This window comes from Zavarzinella formosa DSM 19928, assembly GCF_000255705.1.
Lineage (GTDB): Bacteria > Planctomycetota > Planctomycetia > Gemmatales > Gemmataceae > Zavarzinella > Zavarzinella formosa.
On the sequence record NZ_JH636443.1, the window covers coordinates 218,317 to 238,229 of the forward strand.

Below are 19,913 nucleotides of genomic sequence, written 5' to 3' on the forward strand. Positions count from 1 at the left end.
GCACAAGCCAAGCGGGGTTGCGTTGCGGCCGCCGCGGCCGGCGACCCGTGGTGGCCACCGAAGCTTGTCGAGTTCCTGAGCTGGGGCGGGCATTACTCTTCGGCCGTGGACTGCTCCGGGCCGCCGCACCCGGTGTGGTTCTACTATTCTGATGTCAACGCCGAGGGGGCGACCCCGGCCGACTATCTGCTGCCGCAGGCGGATTCGCTGGAGGGGTGGCTGGCGACGTGGCTGGACGGCGGCGACCTGTGGGCCACCGAGTCACTCAAGGCACGCCGAACAAAGCGTTGCGCCTGACCCGCCGACGTGACGGGTCTTCGTCGGTATTAGCCATCTGAACCGGCGGGCAGGCGAACTCTCATACCGAATCGCATTGATTGATAACCAAGGGGGAGCCGGAGGGGGTCTCCGAGACTTCACCTTGGTTATCAATCAATGCGATTCGGTATCAAGCCAGGCTCAGCAGCACCTCGGCCCGTTCCTTGTCGATGATTGCCGTGCAGTTGAGCAGCCGGACCGGGAAAGGCTTTTGCGGCTCGGCGGCCGCCCAGCGGTCGGCCAGATAACGCAGGCCCTCGGCGGTGATGAGGGCGATGTCCCAATTCGTCCGGGCCTTGTACTTGTACGCAAGATTCAGGGACTGCGGGGTGAAAGCCGGGGCGATCACGAGGAAGCCGATCGGATTTTTGCCGAGCGCCTGTTCCTTCCGCAAATACCCGTCGAACTGGCCGTCGAGATAATCCTGAAGGTTGACCGGCCCCTCGGCCGACTTGCAGTCCAATAGCAAGGTCTGCCCGCCGTCGAGGGCGAGGCGTCCGTCGGCCTTGTTGTCCTTGCGGGTCATGTCGCAGGGCATTCGCAGCCGGTTGTCGAATAAAAACGCCGTGGCGTCTTCAAACTGGTGTTCAATGTCGAGGTCTTTGGTGATCACCTTTTTGGCCCGGAGTTCGGCATACGCCCGCCCGGCCAAAAGTTCATAATTGGCGTACCACACTTCGCGAGGATCTTTCGTCACGCGAGCCTCGAACGTGAGGTCGTCGTAGAAATCAATCAGCCGGCCGATCAACTCAGCCTTCGCCCCGCTTGTCTTCAGTCCGAAGCCGCCGCACATCGCCGACAATTTTTCCTTGTCCAGCGGATTGAGCAAGCCGGACGGCTTGACACCGCTGGCGACGACACGCTCAATCAGTTCCGCCTTGTTGCCCGCCCGGTCTCCGCCCACCCGGTGCAAGGCGGTTCGCAACTCGGAGGCGAGAATCGCGTCGTGGGAAGCCAGCCGACGAAAATTGACCGCCTGCAACTCCTGGCCGGCATGCTCGCGACAGATGATGGCGGCGATCTCGGCCGGAATCACGTCAATGTTTTGGTCTGCGTCGTTCTTGTAGTTCCACAGCAGCCCCTGCCGCTGAAGTTCTTTCCGGGCCTCGTTGATTTCATCGGGAGTGTGGATGACGCACTTGTCTTTCGGGAATCTCTTCAAGAGCGCGCTGACAGCCCAATGGTCGTCCATCGAGATGCCGAAGTGGTCCCGAAGGACGCGGAGCAACCGGCCTTCGTCCGGGGAAATGAGGCCGTCGTTCCCCCACGCGGCTTCCAGCAGGACCCGGTAGGTGTCGATGCAATGCCACCAGTCGGGATCGGATTTTCTCAAATCAGTGAGATCAAGCGTCTTCGCTCGCTTCACGATCTCCCTCTCAAAGTCAGCCACTTTTTCATAGAGGCGGTATTCGGGGGTCGAGTGGGTCTCCTCCTGCAACAGCACGGCAAAAATAACGGCCTTGAGGTCATCCGTGCCCGAGCCGGGGGTGTTAAGCGCGGCCAGCACGCGGCTTCGCTCCGCAAGTTTCGGGGCCTCGCCGATGATGAACTTGGTGAGTTCGTCGTCCTCTTTGCCGATGGGGAGAATCTTGGAGTCGAGATAGCTTGTCAACAACCGTAGTTTTGACTGCTTCAACATATGCGGGGCAATGTCGGCGATGCGCTTGCACATGTCCCGTCGGCCGCGCAGCCGTAATTCGGCGGCATCCGTCCGGACCGGCCGTTTCTTCCGGCGAACGCGGGCGACTTTCACCGCCGTCGCCTCGCCGACGATGGCAGTCGAATCACCGGGCACGGAGACTTCAACCTCTTCCCAATCGCCTTCCTCATCAGCTTCGGATGATATCTGATCCGAGGAGGATGGTTCCCCGGAGGGGGGATATGGCGAGTCTGATAATGTGGCAACGGCCGACAAATCTGGTTCGTCGGGGGAAACTTCTTCCACGGGCGAGATCGTTGCCAGCCCAAGCGAGTCGTTGGCGGTCGGCGAGTTTTCCGAGGGAGATTCGTTGGAGGGAGTCATACGCTTTCAAAGATGTTGGAACATTGGGATGTGTTGAAATTGGAACATGGCGGGCCAATAACGTCAAGAAGTTTCTCCCGACGTTAAAATCCAATGAAATGCCACATGCTCGTTGGAGGAAGGGCGTCATCCAAGGTATGATCTGTTCTGTCTTTTCGTCGGGTCCGGAGGGCGTGTCATGTTTAACCGTCGGGACTTTCTTCGGCAGGCCGGGGGCTTGGGGTGTGTCGCCACGCAATGGATGCTGGCCACGGAGGGCAGGGCCGCGACGCATCATCCGGCGAAGGCGAAGCGGGTGATCCAACTGTTCATGAACGGCGGCGCCAGCCAGATGGACTTGTTCGACCACAAGCCCGAACTCACCAAACGGCATGGCCAGAAATTCGACCCCGGCGGCAACCAGCGGGTGGAGGCGGCCACCAGCGCGCCCGGCATGATCTTGAAGCCCCCGGTCCCCCTGCGGCAACATGGCAAATCCGGCCGGTGGGTCAGCGATCTGCTGCCGAACCTCGCCAAACATGTGGACGAAATGGCCTTTTTGATGGCCATGAAATCACGCACCAACGTCCACGGGCCGGCCAGTTACCTGATGAACACCGGGTTTCTCCTTCCCGGCTTTCCGTGTTTCGGCTCATGGATCAGCTACGCCCTCGGCCGCCTGACGGATGATCTGCCGACGTTCGTTGTTTTGCCGGACCCGCGTGGTTTGCCTTACAACGGGAAGGGGAATTTCTCCAGCGGCTTCCTGCCGGTGACCCATCAGGGAACGGCGCTGGATCTCGGCAAGCCGGACCCGCTCCCCTTCCTCGCCGGACCGGGCAAAAGCATGACGCCGGACGCCACCCGCGACGGGTTGAAACTGCTGGAAGACCTGAACCGCGACCACGCCGCCCGCAATCCCGGCGACACCCGGTTGGATGGCCGCATCAAGGCGTATGAGCTTGCCGCCCGAATGCAGGCGCGGGCCCCGGAGGCATTTGACCTGAGCCGGGAAACCCAGGCCGTCAAGACGCTCTACGGCGTGGGAACTCCCGCAACGGACGACTTCGGCAAGCGGTGTCTGCTCGCCCGCCGATTGGTCGAACGCGGCGTCCGGTTCGTGCAAGTGTGGAGCGGGGCCGGGGGGCCGTCGAACAACTGGGACAACCACACCAGCATGTCGAAGGAACTGCCGCCGATCTGCAAGAACACCGATCAACCCATCGCCGCGTTGCTGACCGACCTGAAATCTCGCGGCCTGCTTGACGACACGCTGGTGCTGTGGAACACGGAGTTCGGCCGAATGCCCTTCACGCAAGGAAGCGACGGCCGCGACCACAACGGCGGCACCTCCGTCGGCTGGATGGCCGGGGCCGGGGTGAAAGGAGGTGTCGCCCACGGGGAAAGCGACGAATGGTCGTGGAAGGCCCGCAAAGACGTGACGACCAATTACGATTTCCACGCGACGGTGCTGCATCTGCTCGGCATCAACCATGAAAAACTGACGGTGCGGCACGATGGCGCCGACCGTCGCCTGACGGATGTTCACGGTGAAGTGATCGATGAAGTGCTGGCGGAGTGAATGCTCCGGGCGAATGCGATTTGACCGGTTTTTCTGTTGTGTTCTCCCCCGGCGCCAGATAAATTGGATTTAAGTATCCGATTTAAGGGCCGGGCCGTGTTTCAACCCTCGCGAACGATCCTCCTGCTTGCCGCCATCATGCCCGTCAACTCACGGGCAGAAGACGTGGATCGGCCTCCGGTTCGGTATTCGGCCGCCCCTGAGAACAACGCCGTCAGCCGCCTCGCCGACGAAGTGCGGGCCGGTCGCAAAACGCTGGAGCATCACCCGGAACACGGCTATCTCCCGGCGGTTCTGAAGGAACTTGGCGTGCCGGTCTCGTCGCAAACGTTGGTGTTCTCCAAGACCAGTTTGCAACGCTCGCGCATCAGCCCGAAGACGCCTCGGGCGATTTATTTCAGCGACGATGTGACGGTCGGGTTTTGCCAGCGCGGGGATGTGGTCGAACTGACCGCCACGGACACGGACCTGGGCGTGGTGTTCTACACGCTTGACCAGAACCCGAATCGCAAAGCCCGCTTCACCCGGCAGACGGACCAATGCCTGATCTGCCATAGTTCTTCGATGAATCATGGCTTCCCCGGCCATCTGCTGCGTTCGGTGACGCCCGATCATCGGGGGGAGATGGCCCTGAATTTCGGCACCAAGCGGATCGACTACACCTCGCCGATGGAGGATCGCTGGGGCGGCTGGTATGTCACTGGAACGGCCCCGAAACTGGCCCACCGGGGGAACAAAACCATTAACGGTCGCGACGACGAGGAACCCAAGCCCCGCCCGCAGGATGTGACCGAGCTGAAGGAATTCTTCACCGTCGCCGATTATCTGTCGCCGCACAGCGATATCGTGGCGCTGCTCGTTCTCGAACACCAGACGGAGATCCAAAATCGCATCGCGCGAGCCAACTATCTTGTTCGCTTCGCCCTGCGGGAGCAGGCCGAGATGAACGAGATTTTCAAGGAACCGGCCGCCACCCGTTCCGACGGGATCACCCGCCGGATTAACGACGCTTGTGAAAATGTCGTGCGGGGATTGTTATTCGCCGAGGAAGCCAAAATTGAAGGCCCGGTCGCCGGGACATCGACCTTCGCGAAAGATTACACGGCGGCCGGGCCGTTCGATGGTAAAAAGCGATCCCTGCGGGAATTTGACCTGAAAACCCGCTTGTTCCGGTATCCGTGCAGCGCCGCCATCTATTCCCCGCAACTGGCCGCCCTGCCGCCGGACGCCAAGGCAAGGGTGTATCAACGATTGCGGGAGATATTAACCGGCAAAGATCAATCCAAAGAGTACGCCCACCTGAGCGCCACGGACCGGGCGGCCATCCGGGAAATTTTGCTCGACACCCATCCGGCCCTCCCGGACGATTGGAAGAAATAACGCCCTGATTGAACACAGCCATGCGTCAGGCAAACGAACTCGAATTCAGCGCACAACCAATGTGAGTGAGATGTGACGGTGTCAGAGGCGGCGTCTGCGATTCAGCGCGGCGTCAGTTGGGCGAGTGCAATCATCCCCAGCCCGGCCACCAGAACCAGCAGAACGATGGCCACCCCGATCCGCTGGAGCTTGACAGCCCGCCGTTGCAGCCCGATGGACTCATCCAGCACCCGCCGCCGATACGCCAACTCCTCCCGCTGGGCATCCCGCAGGTCGGTCAGAAGTTGGATGATCTGGTACTCCGCGTCAGTTGTCACTCGCACGCCCTCCGTCGCCGAAAGAATCTCTGCAAGCCATCGTTTGGCGGGGTTGACGACAATGGTTGTCCGAATTCCAAACAATCAAGGAGCTTGCGATGTCCAAGTGGAATCAAGTCAGCCGACTTGCCTCCAAGGGACGCCTTCATTCCATCTTTCCCCCGGAAAACCAACCAAAAAGGGGTTTGATTCAACGACGGTTTCGTAGTCGACTGATACCGAATCGCTTTGATCACTGACGAAAGGTTAAAGTCAAGACCCCCTCCGGCTCCCCCTTGGCAAGGGGGAGCCAGAGGGGGTCTCCGAAACCTTAACCTCTCGTCAGTTGTCAAGGCGATTCGGTATGACTCATGCCGAATCTCTTGGCGCCGTAATCATCATCGAATGAACTTGCCGAGGCGCCGCCCAAGTGTCAGATCACTTAGGATCGCAGCCTGCTTGGACCGAAGAAGCAAGTCCCGGCCGGTTCCGACATGACTGGCCATCCCATGTGTCAATTCTAATTCAACCATTCTCAGGCAAAAGGCAGGCTTCTCGCTTTTCATTGCCGTCAGCGCCAATTGGCTGGAGCCTTCGAGGTGATTTTCCCGTTAAAAGAGATCACCGGAACAACGGGAAGAATCCCGAATTCATCGCAAGGTTGAAAGAAGCATGGAAACGAATCCCGCACAAACCACGTCCGCCGAAGGCGCCCCCGCGACGACGGAGCCTTGGTTGCAGGTGTATGGCTCGGCCCACTTCCCGGAGTGGCTGGCCGGTCAGCGGCTCAGTCTGGCGTTCACCACTTATCAGGCCGGCAAGCTCCTCTTTCTGGGCTTGCATCCCGACGGCCGGATGGCCGTCTTCGAGCGAACCTTCCAGCGCTGCATGGGCCTGTGTGGCGACGGCCAGACGTTGTGGCTCAGCACGCTTTCCCAACTCTGGCGGTTCGAGAATTCCCTCGCGCCGGGCGAATCACACCAAGGGGCCGACAAACTTTACATCCCCCGGATGGCCCACACCACCGGCGATCTCGACATCCATGATGTCGTTGTGGAGGCCAGCGGTCGGGTGGTTTTCGTCAACACCCGTTTTGGTTGTCTGGCGACCTTGAACGAGCGGGCCTCTTTCACGCCGTTGTGGAAGCCGCCGTTCTTGAGCAAGCTGGTCCCGGAGGATCGCTGTCACTTGAACGGCCTCGCGTTGGACAACGGCAGGGCCCGCTTCGTCACGGCGGTTGGCGTCTGCGATGTCGTCGATGGCTGGCGCGACAAACGCCGGGGCGGCGGGGTGGTGATGGATGTCCAGAGCAACGAGATCGTTGCCACCGGCCTCTCGATGCCTCATTCGCCGCGTGTTTACCGGGGCAAGCTCTGGCTCCTTAACGCCGGCACCGGTTACTTCGGCAGCATCGATCTGGCGAAGGGGAAGTTCGAGCCGTTGACGTTCTGCCCCGGTTTCCTTCGCGGGCTGGCTTTCGCCGGGGATTACGCCATCGTGGGTCTCTCCGGCCCGCGTCACGAACACAACACCTTTGGCGGTCTGCCGCTGGACGACGAACTGGCGAAGCGGGGCGCCGAGCCTCGCGGCGGGCTGCATGTGATCGATCTGCGCACGGGGGATGTCGCCCACTGGGTCCGGCTCGAAGGCGTCATCACCGAACTGTATGACGTGGTGGCCCTGCCGGGCGTGGTCCGGCCGATGGCCTTGGGCTTCAAGACGGACGAAATTCAACGCCTGCTCACCGTGGGCGAAGCCGGGACTCTTTGACCGGACATTCCGTTCGATCCGACGTTGGGGGGAGAATTGCCATGAACGATGCGATCCCCCGCTTGGTGGTTTTGAAGTTGCGCTTTTTCGAGGTTTGGTTTTCAAGGTTGTTCTTGGTCTTGGCGAGCCGAGCAGCGTCAGCTGCCGGGTGGCTTCCAGTGGTCGAACCGCCTCGCCTTTACTCAGCCTGACTTAAACCCGTGGCTGAAGTGCCTTCCCTGCCGGAAGCCACCCGGCAGCTGACGCTGCTCGGCTCGCCAAGACCAAGAACAACCTTGCCCGCCGGACAGGGAGGCAGGATCAACAAGCAATCTTTTCAATTCACAAACACAAACTCGTTGCTGTTGAACATCACGCGGCACAAACTCGGCCAACCGTGGCGGGTGGCGTGGTCGAGCAATGCCTTTGTCTCGGCATCCGTCGGGGGGCGGCCCCAGCACCACATGGCGGCGAGGCGGACGCGGGCCTCGGGTATTTTCTCGTCCTCGTTGATCTTCTTCGCAAAATGTTCCGCATGACGGACCATGAAGGCGCTGTTCCACATGGCGAGGGCTTGTTGCACGGTCACGCTGTTGGTTCGCAACGGGGCAAGCTGATCCCCGGCCGGACAGTCAAGGCTTTCCATCAGCGGGTCGGGAAGCGTGCGGAAAAGGAACCGGTAGACGCTTCGCCGCCGGCCGGTTTCTCCTTCCAAATCAAAGGCCGCGTAATCGACGACGGGCGTGACATGCACCCCCGGCCGCAGGGCGAACTGGCGGTCGCTCGGGCCGCCCATCTTCAAATCAAGCCGGCCGGAAGCAAGCAACACGGTGTCCCGAATCTGTTCGGCGTCGAGACGTTGTCGGTTCATGCGGGCCAGCCAGCGATTCGACGGGTCGGCGTCCGCCGCTCCGGGTTTTGCCGCGCAGGATTGCCGATAGGTCTCGCTCGTCACAATCAGGCGGTGCAGTTCCTTTAGAGATTGTTTGCCATCGCGGAACTCGCACGCCAGCCAGTCGAGCAGTTCCGGGTGCGAAGGTTTGTTCCCCATCGCCCCGAAGTCGTTCACCGTGGCCACCAAGCCTGTGCCGAAATGCCACGCCCAGACGCGATTGACAATCGACCGCCACACCATCGGGTTGTCCCGGCTGGTCAGCCATTCGGCCAGCGCCGACCGGCGGGCGGCTTCGTCGTCCATCGCGGGGATGTTGAACCGGGCGGGGAGAGCCGACACGGCTCCCAACCCGCCGGGGGTGGCGACTTCCATCGGCTTGGTGATTTCCCCCCGCTTCAGCACGTTGACCACGCGGGGTTTTGGGCTGCCCTGATGGCCGCCGTCCGGCAGGATGCTGGCGCCGACCGAATACACCAGCGTCGGTTTGGGCAGGGCGGCCATCGATGTTTCCACTTGTTGCAACATCGTCGTGCGGAAGAACTGCCGGACTTCGTCGTCCGTCCATTTCTCCACAGGCGTGTCGAGCCGGGATCGCATTTCGGCGACCGTCGCCGGGGGAACCGGGGCGACGTTGGTGACACTCAGCCGGAACTTGCCGATCAAGTGGCCGCCCCCGTGCAGTTGCTTCAACCGCACGGTGATCTTGCTCCCGGCCGGGACGCTCGCGGGTTTGGCGAACGGCAGCACGGCCGCATGCGGCTTGCCCACTTCCGGGTAAATGCCCCAGGCAGTTTTCTCGTTGCCATCAAGGGCATGTTGAATTGTCCACCCGGCTTGATCGTGGTCGGCGGTCGCCCCGGCGAGGGTGATCTTCTCCGGCTTGTCGGCGCCGGGCTTGAGAAGTTCAACTTCGATCTCGCTCAGATGCAGGTTGCCGTTGTCCTGCCGGCCGGGTCCGTGGTGCGGCAGGGAATCATCGGTCAATACTTCTAGCCGCAACGCGGTGGCTTGTTCGCCGGGCACCGGGGCGACAACGGTGACCACATCCGTCTCCGGGCGTTTGCCGCGTGAAAGGATGGAGCCATCGGGCTGGCAAACCAGTTCGGCGCCGCCCGTCGAGAGATACGTTTCCGGAATCAGCGTTTGCCATTTGGCCTCGGCCGCTTTTCGCTCGGCGATCAAACCCCCCAATTGTAACCGCAACACATTTGGGGGAGTGTCCACAATCCCGGAGGTCAGGCGTTGCTTGTCACGCAGCAAGGCGGCCCGTTTGGCGGCGACGGCCGGTTGCGTGTCCACATTCCGGTTGCCCCGGTCGGCCCCGGCGAACACGGCTTGCAGGGCGTAGTAATCGGCCTGCGAAATGGGGTCGAACTTATGATCGTGACAGCGGGCGCAATGCACGGTCGTGCTGGTGAAGGTTTGCATCACCGTGGTCACGATGTCGTCCCGGTCGAGATATCGGCCCATCTGCCGGTCGAGCGTGTCTTCCCGGATGTCCCGCAAGGTGCTTTCATCCCAAGGCCCGGCGGCCAGCAACCCGAGGGCGACGGTCGCCTGCGGATCGGCCGGGTATAAGGCATCCCCGGCGATCTGCTCGCGAACGAACTTCGAGTAAGGCGTGTCTCCGTTGAATGAATTGATGAGGTAATCGCGGTATGGCCAGGCATTCTCCCGCACGCGGTCCTGATCATGCCCGTGCGTCTCCGCAAAGTGGACGGCATCCATCCACCGGCGGGCCTGCCGCTCCCCGTGACGGGGCGAGGCCAGCAACCGGTCAACCAGTTTCGCATAAGCATCCGGCGAGTTGTCGGCGGCGAAGCGTTCCATTTCTTCCGGCGTCGGCGGCAAGCCGGTCAGGTCGTGGGTCACGCGGCGAATCAACGTCCGCCGGTCGGCCTCGGCGGCCGTCGAAATCTTCTTCTCCGCCAGTTTGGCCCGAATAAACGCATCCACCGGATGCGCCGCCCCCGCCGGGACCGCCGGTTTGTTCAACGGCCGCACCGCCCACCAATCCGCGGCTTTCACCGGCGGCTCGGCCGACACGCCGATACTGGTGACGACCATCATGGCCGATAGCGACAGAAGACGACGAACCACGAGCATCAACGAATTCCCCGGAAGGAGAAGGTGGGTATGGTCATTGTCCCACCGGTGAGGGATGTTTGCAAACCCCAAATGCGAAAGGAACATGGCCGGGCAGAGGCTGGAAATTCAACCGTTCGGCAAATTTCTCCTGTCGGCGTTTCTCGCCCAATTTCAACCGGCCATCGGCAGGTGACCGCCCCCGGCAATTCTGTTACACTTTACCCCTCCCGTTCGTCCATTCGTTGGCTTATCATAGCCCTCACACGAATCTTGAACTTCAACCACGAGGATCGGTCATGCGTGCCGCCGGCCTGTCCATATTGTTGCTCGCCATTGCCCTGATGGCCTCTTCTCATGATTTGACGGCCCAAGTCGTCAAAACCGAGGTCAAGAAGGACGTCGCCAAAAAAGAAGAAGCCAAGACGGAGGAGAAGGACGAGCCTTTCAACCAACTCAAGGCCGATTTGGAGACGATCAAATCTGGCGGCTATGCGGACGACGTGAAATCCCTCACGGACTTTTTCCGCAATCACACGGTCAAGGAAACCGACAAGGCGAAGGTGCTCGCCCTTATCAAGAAACTGGGGGACGACTCGTTCGAGAGCCGTCAGGATGCCTCCCGCGAACTGGGCAAGAGCGGCGTCGGAGCCATCGCCCTGATCCGGACGGCCCTCAAGGACGGCGACCCGGAAATCGTCCGCCGGTGTGAGCTCGCGTTGAAGACGCTGGAGAAAGTCCCCACGCGGTCGCTGGCGCTGGCCGCCGCCCGGTTGCTGACGAAGTACAAGGACGACACGATCACCGAAGTCCTCATGAATTACCTGCCGATCTGCGACGACGAATCGGTCGCCGAGGAAATTCACAACACGTTCGTGGCCCTCGCCATCCGGGACGGCAAACGGGATCCGGTTCTCGACGCCGCGCTGGAAAACCGCGATGTGTTGAAGCGATCAGCCGCCGCCGAGGCGTTCACGCGAGTGAACGACAAGGACAGCCGGGCCAAGATGAAGGAGTTTCTCAAGAAGGAAGCCGACAGCGACATCAAACTGGTGATCGCCCTCTCGCTGGTGAACGACGCCCGCGACAAAGAACTGATTCCCGAAGTCATCCGGCTGATGCCCGAAGTGAACGCGGACAAGGCTTGGAAAACCGAGGAACTGATGTGGCGGCTCGCCGGGGAAGAAGGGCCGCCGATCTCGATGGGCTCCGACAAGCCGAGCCGCGAAAAGGCCCGCGACGAATGGAAGAAATGGTGGGAGGTTAACGAGAAGAAAGTGGACATGGCCAAGCTCGACGCGGAATCGAGCTACGGGCTGACCATCGTGTGCGAGTCCCCCCTGCGGGGCGGTCTTGGCCGGGTGGTCGCCCTCACCGGGGACGGCAAGGAACGCTGGAGCATCAAGGGCCTGAACTGGCCGATGGACGCGGTTCCGCTGCCCGGCAAAAAAGTGTTGATCGCCGAGCATAACCGCAATCGGATCATCGAACGCGAAATCGACGGCAAGGAAATCTGGAGCGAGAACATCAACCAACCGGTGAGCTGCGGCCGGTTGCCGAACGGGATCAGTTGGGGCATTGGCCGGAATCAGATCATCGAGTGGGAACGCGGGGACAAGGTTCCGCACAAGCAGGTCTTCACGTTCATCCGCAATGAATACGACATCGTGGCGGGAGCGAGGCTCAAGAGCGGAGAGTATGTGTTGCTCACCCAGAATTCGCAATTGCTGAAGGTTGACCGCAAGGGAACCATCGCCAAGGTTCACGCGGTCGGCGGCAACGGCGTGAATTACTATTCCACGGTGGACGTGCTTCCCAGCGGAAAAATCCTCGTCACCCTGATGAACAGCCTGACGGAATTCGACCTGGAAAGCGGCAAGCCGGGCTGGACCGTCAACTATCAGTTCGCCACCTCGGCCGTGCGCCTGCGAAACGGCAACACGCTGGTGGGCAATCAGAACAACGGCCGGATTCAGGAACTGGACAAGGAAGGCAAGCCGACCAAGTGGGAATACAAGGGAACCGACCCGTCATTCCGGCCGTTCCGGGCGTTTAAGCGGTAATTTGATCGGCTGTGAGCCATGAGCTGTGAGCCATGAGCAAAAACCAGAAAGACCAATTGGTTTTGCTCATGGCTCATGGCTCATGGCTCACAGCTCACAGCTCACGGCTCACAGCTCCATCACTTCCCCAAATGTTTGTCCGCGAAATCCAAGAACGCCCCCCAGTCTTCTTTGTTCATCGAATGTTTTCCGGGCCGGACGAAATAGCCCAATCGGCTTGAAAGCAGTTTGCTGATCGGCGGCGGTTCTGACGCCCCCAATCCTTCCACGCCCAAGAAACGATAGACACTATCGGCGGCCTTCAGCACCTCGAACTGGCCGTTCGGGTTGGCCCAGGTGTCTTCTTGGGCGTTGGAAAACAACACCGGGCGGGGGGCGCAGATGGCCACCAGATCGTTTTGATCGAACGGCAGTCTCGTCGGGTCGGCGCTGAATTTCTTGAACTCGGCGTTGAACCAGTGCGGGAAGCGGTCGTTGATCTGTTTCACGCTTTCGCCCACGGTTCCGCGGCTCGGGGCGGTGCCGCCGCATCCGGCTTGGTGCGGGATGCCGATGGCGATTCGATCATCGAAGGCCGTCGCCAAGAGGGCCGTTTTGCCCATCCGGGAATGGCCGACGCAGACAATCTTTTTCGGGTCAATCCCCGGTCGGGCGACCAAGTGGTCCACGATGCGATGCACGCCCCACGCCCAGCAGGCGATGCTGGTGGTGTCGAGGTCTTTCGGCAGGTGCGGGCGAATGCCGCCGCGAGCATCGGCCCGGTCGGGGTCGATGTCCCCGGCGTAGAAAGTGGCGACGGCGTATCCCCGGTCAATCGTCTGTTCGAGGTTCCAGACATCCGCTTGTTTGCCTCGTCCCTCTTCGGTGGCTTTGTTGTTCTTCACGCCCGGATAATTCGGGTAGATCCACGATGTCGGCACGGCGACCTTGGGGTCATCCACAATGGCGTGATTGCCGCAGAAGTTCGGGCCGACGAAACAGCCGACGGGTTCCTTGCGGCCGTTCGGCGAGACGATCAAAACTCGCAAAAGGTGATCGGGGAAGCCGAAGTCCAGCCCCACTTCTTCCAGCGTGGCTTTGCCGCCAAACGCTTTCTCATCCTTATGCAATGATTTGACCTGAAACTTCATCACGGGGGGCAGCGTGCCGTACATGTAGTGCTGAAAGAGAGCCTTGAGTTCCGGCCGGCGTTTCTCGGCCCATTGTTCCTTGGTGGAAACCTTGGAACCGTCGAGCATCACCAGCGGGTCCGGCAGTCCGGGTTTGGAGGGCAGGTCCTTGGCCTCTGGATAGGCGGCGCCGCCCCGGCCGGCGAACAGGGAGAAGAGACTCAGCATCAGGGGAAACCACGCATGTTTCATGGGGAGATCCTTCGGGAACGATTCGCGGTCGAGTATACCAGAAGGGATGCCGCCCGTCGCCCGGCAAAACGCCATAATCGACAGGGATGCGGGCCACGGATTTTCCATCGCCGATTCCCTTGTCATCTTCGGTCATGACCGGGTACACTTCTCTTATTCGCAAAGCCCGCGCCTTTCCGTAGAGAACCATCCCATGCGTGCTCGCCTCTGTGTTCTTGGCCTGACCCTGGCCGTTTGTTCGTTATCGCTGGCCGATGATGAGCCGTCGCCGCTTCAGGAGATCACCGATCTGCAGAAGAACGGGAAGCTCTTCGAGAAATCCCAGTACAAGATCGTGCGGGCGGCGGCGGCCCGGTCCTTCCAGATTCGCTTTGAGGACAAAATCAAGCAGGGTTTCGGCGAGGATCATTCCGCGATCATGGGCTGGTTCGCGGACAAGACCCGCACCGACATCCGCGAAGAACTGTTCACGGCCATCCATGAAAAGAAAGATGACATCGCCAAGGCCCTGGAGATTTTCAAGGTTCTCTGGAAGGCCAACCCGGAAGCCGTCGCCAAGTATCCCAATCTCGCCATCGCCATCAGCGTGGTGTGGGACAACCCGAGGGCCATTTACGATTATCGCGGCCACCAAGTGCGGACCAAGAGCAAGCTCCCCGAAGGGCACATGGCCCGCAAGCCGCTCGATGAATTCAACTATCACACGGAACACGCCAAAGCCGTGCAGGGGAAGGAACCGTTCAACCGTCTGCAAGTGTTGCCGTGGGAGTTCCTCATCTATGTGGTGGATCACCGCACGCCGGACAAGGAGCGGGACTGGGCGATCACGAACTACCAGACGAAGCGACCGATGATCGGCAAGATTTACGAGACCGACGTCAAGTACGACATGGAAATGCTCCGAACCCAAAGCGCGGTTTGCAAGCTGAATGACCACGATTACACGCTGGCGGACATCAAGAAATACGGCGGCGTGTGCGCCATGCAAGCCGATTTCGCGGCCCGCGTCGGCAAGAGCCTGGCGGTTCCGGCGGCCTATGTCGGCGGGGAATCTCAGTTTCAGGGATTGCACGCCTGGGTGATGTGGGTGGAGGTGAAATCAGCGACGGCCAACAATGTGCAGTTCACGCTGGAATCGCACGGCCGCTATCTGGGGGACAACTATTACACCGGGCAACTGATCGACCCGCAGACCGGCGACGAGATTCTGGACCGGGACATGGAACGCCGCCTGTCCGCGGCCGCCTCGGATCGCACGGGCAAGCGACAGGCCGAACTGGCGATGGAGTTCTACCCCGAACTGGCCGAGAAGAATTCTTTCGACAAGAAAGCCCGCCTCAAGTTCCTTGACGGCGTTCTGCGACTTTCTCCGCATAACGAAGACGCTTGGATCGAACTCGCCCGCATGACCAAAGACGGCGACATCGGCAAGGAAGAAAAAGAGATCATCCGGGCGTATGTGAACAAACTGGTCTTCATCTTCCAAAAATATCCCGACTTTTCGTGGAAGATCGTGGGCGACTTCGTGAGCGTTTACAACGACAACCGCGAACACCGGAACAACCTGTTCGAGAAATTGGCCCAAATGTACGAGAAGGCCCTCCGGCCCGATCTGGCTTGCGAGTGCCGCATCAAGTGGGCCGAATTCCAAAAGGAAGATGCGGCCGCCGCCACCGGGGCGAAGCAGACATCCATCTGGGTGTACACGGCCAAGGGGTTGAGCGAGTCGATCAAGAAATTCCCCGACGAGGGGCGTTATGTCCCCAAGATGCTCGACTCCGTGAAGGAAGTGACCGGCAAATACAAAGCCGGCAAAGACACAATGGCCTCCCTGTATGTCGAACTGGCGAACAAAACCTCCGCCAAACGCGGCACCGAGGTCAGCAAGTTCTACGTGAAGACCATGACCGAAGGGATGGAATTCCTGAAGGCCGAAAAGAAGACCAAGGAACTCGACTTGCTCAAGCGGGCCGTTGCCGCGAACGGCGTGGTGATTGATTGAGCAAACAGAACATGATGTGATCTGAAAGAAGCAAAGGGCGGGTGTCAAATACCTTTGACACCCGCCCTTTGTCATCTCTGTCGAATCTTCAGCCAAACAATTCCAACAGCGGTTCGCCGGTGCTGAGGGGCTTCGTCAGACCTTCCTTGGTCACGCGGGATTCATACGGCACTCCCAGCGAGTGGAAGATCGTGGCGCTGAGGTCTTGCGGGCGGACGGGTTTGTCCTTCACGAAGGCCGCGATCTTGTCCGATTCGCCGTAGACGGCCCCGCCGCGAATACCGCCCCCGGCCAGGATGGATGAGTAACACGTCGGCCAATGCTGACGGCCGGGGGAGGCACTCCCGTTTTGGTTGATGCGCGGAGTGCGGCCAAATTCCCCGGTGACCACCACCAGCGTTTTTTCCAACATGCCCCGCTCTTGCAAATCAGTGAACAAGGCCGTCAAGGCGGTGTCGAGAACCGGCAAGCAATAGCCCATGCCGTAAGAACCATTGCCAAAGGCATTGCCCATGCCCATTTCGCCGCCGTGCATGTCCCAACTGGAACTCGGCGGGCCGCCGCCAACCTGACCGGGAGACTGGCCGGTCCACCCGTTGACCGTGACGAAGCCCACGCCCGATTCGACCAACCGCCGGGCGAGCAGCAGGTTTTGCCCGAGGGGATTGCGGCCGTAACGGTCGCGGACTTTCGGGTCTTCGCGGTCCACCTCGAACGCCTGCCGAGGGCCGGCTGAAGTGGCCAGTTCAAACCCGCGATGTTGCAAGTCCTGCCACTCTTGTTTCTTGATCTGCCTGGCGTCGTTGAGGCCGTCGAGCAGTTCGCGGCGTGCCGTCATGCGGGCGACGGGTTCCGTCGGGGAGAACACGTCGGGCGCCTTGAACCCCGGTTTGGAGGGATTGTTCTCGGCCGTGCCGACGAACAGCGGGGCATGGGGGGCGCCGAGGGTGCCGCCGGTGCCGATGTTCGGGGCGCAGAAAACCGGGTCGCCGATGCACTTGATGAGCCACACATAAGAGGCCACGCTGCGTTCGCTCGGCCGCACTTTGGACAAGATCGAGCCGAGATACGGGGAATCCAACGGGGCGTTGGCCTGACCGCTCAGGAGGTGGTGCATCGCGTCGAAGTGGTTGCTGATGTTGCCCACATGCGTCATCGAGCGGATCAGCGTGAAATACTTGGTCATCTTGGCGAGTTGCGGCGCCAGTTCGCTGATCCTCATGCCCGGAACCGCCGTGGCGGCCGGTTTGTATGGCCCGCGAATCTCGGCCGGGGCATCCGGCTTCAAGTCCCATGTGTCAAGATGGCTCGGGCCGCCACATAACAGGATGAAGATGCAAGACCGGTCGGTGGCCTTCGTTTTGCCATCCGCCCCGACGCGGGCGGCAACCATTCCGGGAACGCCCAAACTCAATGCCCCGGCCCCGCCGAGTTGAAGCATGCGACGGCGGGAAATCAGGTGACTGGCATCACTCATCTGTTTCATCCGGAAAAGGGGCGTCAGGCGGGAGGGGCGATTGGCTGGCTCGATCACCAAGCCCCAAGATACACCATCGCCGAACCGATCTCCAATCGCAAATCAAGAAACTCGCCCGAGGATTCCTGCATGAATTTTTCCCTGTTCGCCTTCCATTGGATATGATGACGTTGCATCCGTGACTCTCCCACCCCGCATGAGACAGTCCCACCCCCAATTCGGCGAAAGATACCCACGGCTGGCCGTGGCGGGTGTGTTGCTGTTGGCCCATCTGGTCGCCACCTTTGGCTGGCCCTTCCCGATTATCGAAACCGGCAAACCGCGAGACGCCCGAGGGGCCTACCCTTGTGCGAACCGTTTGTGCGGCTGCGCCACCTACGACGAATGCTGGGCCGGGGATTGCTGTTGTTTCACGCTCGGGGAGAAGATCGCCTGGGCCGAGGATCACCGCGTGGAAGTTCCCGCCCATGTCCCGGTCTTGATGAACTCCCGACCGAAAGAATCATGCTGTGCGAAAAAGCATGAGGATAGTTGCCCGCTCAAACACGGCGACTGTTGCGAGGCGAAGAAAACCCCGGAAGCCGAAACGCCCAAGGTTCGGTGGGTGCTGGGTCTCTTCGCCCAAAAATGCAAAGGCATGAAGCTCGGTTACGGCGCCCTCGAACCGGCCCGGCCTTTCCAAGCGGCCGATGCCCTTCTCGAAGTTTTGCGGATCGGGGAACACCTGATTCCGCAATCCGAAGAATTCCCGTCTCTTGCTTCCCCGCCGGATCATCCTCCGCCAAACCACGTCTGATTCCGCTTCCAAACTTCCATCCAAAACATTGATTGTTCAATCGTTCCGGCCCGGCGAACATGCCGCGAGGCCGACTATTGTGCATCCCACACACATGGAGAATCATGCGCCATTTTCTGAGCGCCATCGCGGCCGTTGCCGTGATGCACAGTGTCCTGTCGGCCCACGACACATGGGTGCAGACCAACACCAACCTCGTCCGCACCGGGGACGCCATCCACATTGACCTGATGCTCGGCAATCATGGCAACGAGCATCGCGATTTCAAACTGGCTGGCAAAGTGACGCCAGAGATGATTCAAACTTTTGACGTGACCGACCCAACCGGCAAGAAATACGACCTCAAATCGGACCTCGCCGATCTTGGCTATGCCCCGAAGGAGGGCTTTCACTCGGCCAAGTTCTCCCCCGCCAAACCGGGCGTTTATGTGGCCTCCCACACGTCGGACAAGGTGGTGAACCACGGCAAACCCACCCGGAGCTACCGCAGCGCCAAGGTGTTTTTCCTCGTCAGCGATTCGCTGGACAAGGTGGCGAAGGACCAACCTGGTTTCGCCAAGCCGCTTGGCCATCAGATTGAACTCGTTCCTGAAACCAGCCCGCTGATGCCGATGGGGCCGGGGACGCCGATCAAGCTGAAACTCCTCTTCGCGGGCAAGCCGGCTGAAGGGGTGAAGGTCTCCTTCATTCCTCGTGGTGTCACGCTCAAAGAGGGCACGGACGCCGAATACGAACGCACCACGGACAAAGAAGGCCGGGCGAGCTTCACGCCGAAAACCGGCAACTATTACCTGATCGCCGCCCGCATCCCGAAGGATGAAAAGGGCGACGGCTTCGAGTCTACGGTCTACACGGCGACACTGACGGTCTTTGTGCCGGAAAAGTGCCCCTGCTGCGGCGAATGACCATCCAACACACCCTCTTGGAATTCCACCCCATGAAAACAAAGCGAAAAGGATTCACGCTGATTGAGCTGCTGGTGGTGATTGCGATCATCGCCATTCTCATCGGCCTGCTGTTGCCGGCCGTCCAGAAGATCCGCGAAGCCGCCAACCGGATGAAATGCACCAATAATCTCAAGCAACTCGGGTTGGCGATGCACAACCATGAGAATGCCTTGGGCGTGTTCCCGCAGGGCCGGAATGCTTATCCGAAGGTCGTCTCGGCCCCGGCCCGGTTGCTTGCTTATCTGGAACAGACGGCGTTGCAAAACCTGATTGATCCCGATGGCACCATCGCCGTGGGGACTCAAAATGAAGCGGCCGCGAAAAACCGGGTCGGACTGTTGGTCTGCCCGAGTGACGGCATGAACGGCCAGGTTCCCGGAAGCATTTATTACGGGACGAACTACGTGGCCTGCAACGGCATCGGCGTGACTCTCGACACCTTGGGCAACATCACCAGTTATACCAAGATCCCCGATGGCAACGGTGTCTTCGCCCAGAACCCGACCCGCATTGCCGATATCACGGACGGCACGTCAAGCACCGCCGCGTTCTCCGAAAGTTTAATTAGCGACGGCACCCCGGTTTCCACCGCCCCGACGACGCTTCAGGGAATTCGTAATGTTGTCCTGGAGGTGGCCGGTGGAAACGACACGACGCCCTCCGACTGTGACGCCGGCAACGGCACATGGAACCCGCGACGCGGGGAGCAGTGGATTAACGGCCACTTCGGCAACACGTTGTACAACCACTTCTACCTGCCAAACTCGACCACCAAGTGGGATTGTGGCAACGCCAGCCATAACAAGGCACTGACCTCCGCCCGGAGCAACCACACCGGCGGGGTGAACTTGCTGCTGTGTGATGGCAGCGTGCGGTTTGTGCGAAACAGCATCAACAGCGTCAGTTGGCAGTCGCTGGCCACCCGAGCCGGCGGGGAAGTGGTCACAGATTACTGATCGT

At 60.5% G+C, this 19,913-nt stretch carries 14 protein-coding genes and 1 pseudogene; 9 read left to right on the forward strand and 6 right to left on the reverse strand.

The window, feature by feature from the left end:
• A pseudogene (locus BGIM_RS52485) lies at positions 1 to 297 on the forward strand (hypothetical protein); the annotation flags it as partial.
• Positions 298 to 448: 151 nt separating this feature from the next.
• Here BGIM_RS52485 and BGIM_RS0126245 read toward each other — a convergent pair.
• Entirely contained in the window at positions 449 to 2,341 is a 1,893-nt protein-coding gene (locus BGIM_RS0126245) for a hypothetical protein (protein ID WP_020472681.1), read from the reverse strand.
• Positions 2,342 to 2,519: 178 nt separating this feature from the next.
• Here BGIM_RS0126245 and BGIM_RS0126250 point away from each other — a divergent pair, with 178 nt between their 5' ends.
• Positions 2,520 to 3,902 carry a DUF1501 domain-containing protein gene (locus tag BGIM_RS0126250; RefSeq protein ID WP_020472682.1) on the forward strand — a complete coding sequence of 461 codons (1,383 nt, stop codon included), beginning with the start codon at positions 2,520 to 2,522 and terminating at the stop codon, positions 3,900 to 3,902.
• 96 nt (positions 3,903 to 3,998) lie between these two features.
• Positions 3,999 to 5,282 (forward strand): hypothetical protein, encoded by a 1,284-nt coding sequence (locus BGIM_RS0126255; RefSeq protein WP_020472683.1) that lies wholly within the window; start codon positions 3,999 to 4,001, stop codon positions 5,280 to 5,282.
• Positions 5,283 to 5,383: 101 nt separating this feature from the next.
• Here BGIM_RS0126255 and BGIM_RS0126260 read toward each other — a convergent pair whose 3' ends face one another.
• Positions 5,384 to 5,599 carry a hypothetical protein gene (locus BGIM_RS0126260; RefSeq protein WP_157369435.1) on the reverse strand — a complete coding sequence of 72 codons (216 nt, stop codon included), beginning with the start codon at positions 5,597 to 5,599 and terminating at the stop codon, positions 5,384 to 5,386.
• A 651-nt stretch (positions 5,600 to 6,250) separates the two neighbouring features.
• Here BGIM_RS0126260 and BGIM_RS0126265 point away from each other — a divergent pair.
• On the forward strand, positions 6,251 to 7,348 hold the full coding sequence (locus BGIM_RS0126265) for a TIGR03032 family protein (RefSeq protein WP_020472685.1): 1,098 nt from the start codon (positions 6,251 to 6,253) through the stop codon (positions 7,346 to 7,348).
• A gap of 316 nt (positions 7,349 to 7,664) precedes the next feature.
• On the opposite strand, the gene BGIM_RS0126270 is transcribed toward BGIM_RS0126265, so the two are convergent.
• Entirely contained in the window at positions 7,665 to 10,328 is a 2,664-nt protein-coding gene (locus BGIM_RS0126270) for a DUF1549 and DUF1553 domain-containing protein (RefSeq protein WP_020472686.1), read from the reverse strand.
• A 278-nt stretch (positions 10,329 to 10,606) separates the two neighbouring features.
• Here BGIM_RS0126270 and BGIM_RS58300 point away from each other — a divergent pair, with 278 nt between their 5' ends.
• Positions 10,607 to 12,370 (forward strand): hypothetical protein, encoded by a 1,764-nt coding sequence (locus BGIM_RS58300; RefSeq protein WP_020472688.1) that lies wholly within the window; start codon positions 10,607 to 10,609, stop codon positions 12,368 to 12,370.
• Between the two features lie 119 nt (positions 12,371 to 12,489).
• Here the strand turns inward: BGIM_RS58300 and BGIM_RS0126285 are convergent, their stop codons facing one another.
• Entirely contained in the window at positions 12,490 to 13,839 is a 1,350-nt protein-coding gene (locus tag BGIM_RS0126285; protein WP_157369437.1) for an alpha/beta hydrolase family protein, read from the reverse strand.
• An 85-nt stretch (positions 13,840 to 13,924) separates the two neighbouring features.
• On the opposite strand from BGIM_RS0126285, the gene BGIM_RS0126290 reads away from it, so the two are divergent.
• Positions 13,925 to 15,733, forward strand: a complete 1,809-nt coding sequence (locus BGIM_RS0126290; RefSeq protein WP_157369438.1) for a hypothetical protein — start codon at positions 13,925 to 13,927, stop codon at positions 15,731 to 15,733.
• 88 nt (positions 15,734 to 15,821) lie between these two features.
• Here the strand turns inward: BGIM_RS0126290 and BGIM_RS0126295 are convergent, their stop codons facing one another.
• Positions 15,822 to 17,210 carry a DUF1501 domain-containing protein gene (locus BGIM_RS0126295; RefSeq protein ID WP_157369439.1) on the reverse strand — a complete coding sequence of 463 codons (1,389 nt, stop codon included), beginning with the start codon at positions 17,208 to 17,210 and terminating at the stop codon, positions 15,822 to 15,824.
• 53 nt (positions 17,211 to 17,263) lie between these two features.
• Positions 17,264 to 17,386, reverse strand: a complete 123-nt coding sequence (locus tag BGIM_RS67865) for a hypothetical protein (protein ID WP_020472692.1) — start codon at positions 17,384 to 17,386, stop codon at positions 17,264 to 17,266.
• A gap of 20 nt (positions 17,387 to 17,406) precedes the next feature.
• Here BGIM_RS67865 and BGIM_RS0126305 point away from each other — a divergent pair, with 20 nt between their 5' ends.
• From BGIM_RS0126305 to BGIM_RS0126315, 3 genes are all read left to right on the forward strand, one after another.
• Positions 17,407 to 18,006, forward strand: a complete 600-nt coding sequence (locus BGIM_RS0126305) for a hypothetical protein (RefSeq protein WP_020472693.1) — start codon at positions 17,407 to 17,409, stop codon at positions 18,004 to 18,006.
• Between the two features lie 104 nt (positions 18,007 to 18,110).
• On the forward strand, positions 18,111 to 18,911 hold the full coding sequence (locus BGIM_RS0126310; protein WP_020472694.1) for a DUF4198 domain-containing protein: 801 nt from the start codon (positions 18,111 to 18,113) through the stop codon (positions 18,909 to 18,911).
• Positions 18,912 to 18,943: 32 nt separating this feature from the next.
• On the forward strand, positions 18,944 to 19,909 hold the full coding sequence (locus BGIM_RS0126315; protein WP_040890587.1) for a DUF1559 domain-containing protein: 966 nt from the start codon (positions 18,944 to 18,946) through the stop codon (positions 19,907 to 19,909).
• The last annotated feature ends 4 nt before the right edge of the window (positions 19,910 to 19,913 follow it).

Coding starts and splice junctions, on each gene's coding strand:
- BGIM_RS0126245 (WP_020472681.1), bottom strand. CDS start 2,341: ATGACTCCCTCCAACGAATCTCCCTCGGAAAACTCGCCGACCGCCAAC.
- BGIM_RS0126250 (WP_020472682.1), top strand. CDS start 2,520: ATGTTTAACCGTCGGGACTTTCTTCGGCAGGCCGGGGGCTTGGGGTGT.
- BGIM_RS0126265 (WP_020472685.1), top strand. CDS start 6,251: ATGGAAACGAATCCCGCACAAACCACGTCCGCCGAAGGCGCCCCCGCG.
- BGIM_RS0126270 (WP_020472686.1), bottom strand. CDS start 10,328: ATGCTCGTGGTTCGTCGTCTTCTGTCGCTATCGGCCATGATGGTCGTC.
- BGIM_RS58300 (WP_020472688.1), top strand. CDS start 10,607: ATGCGTGCCGCCGGCCTGTCCATATTGTTGCTCGCCATTGCCCTGATG.
- BGIM_RS0126285 (WP_157369437.1), bottom strand. CDS start 13,839: ATGGAAAATCCGTGGCCCGCATCCCTGTCGATTATGGCGTTTTGCCGG.
- BGIM_RS0126290 (WP_157369438.1), top strand. CDS start 13,925: ATGCGTGCTCGCCTCTGTGTTCTTGGCCTGACCCTGGCCGTTTGTTCG.
- BGIM_RS0126295 (WP_157369439.1), bottom strand. CDS start 17,210: ATGAGTGATGCCAGTCACCTGATTTCCCGCCGTCGCATGCTTCAACTC.
- BGIM_RS67865 (WP_020472692.1), bottom strand. CDS start 17,386: ATGCAACGTCATCATATCCAATGGAAGGCGAACAGGGAAAAATTCATG.
- BGIM_RS0126305 (WP_020472693.1), top strand. CDS start 17,407: ATGAGACAGTCCCACCCCCAATTCGGCGAAAGATACCCACGGCTGGCC.
- BGIM_RS0126310 (WP_020472694.1), top strand. CDS start 18,111: ATGCGCCATTTTCTGAGCGCCATCGCGGCCGTTGCCGTGATGCACAGT.
- BGIM_RS0126315 (WP_040890587.1), top strand. CDS start 18,944: ATGAAAACAAAGCGAAAAGGATTCACGCTGATTGAGCTGCTGGTGGTG.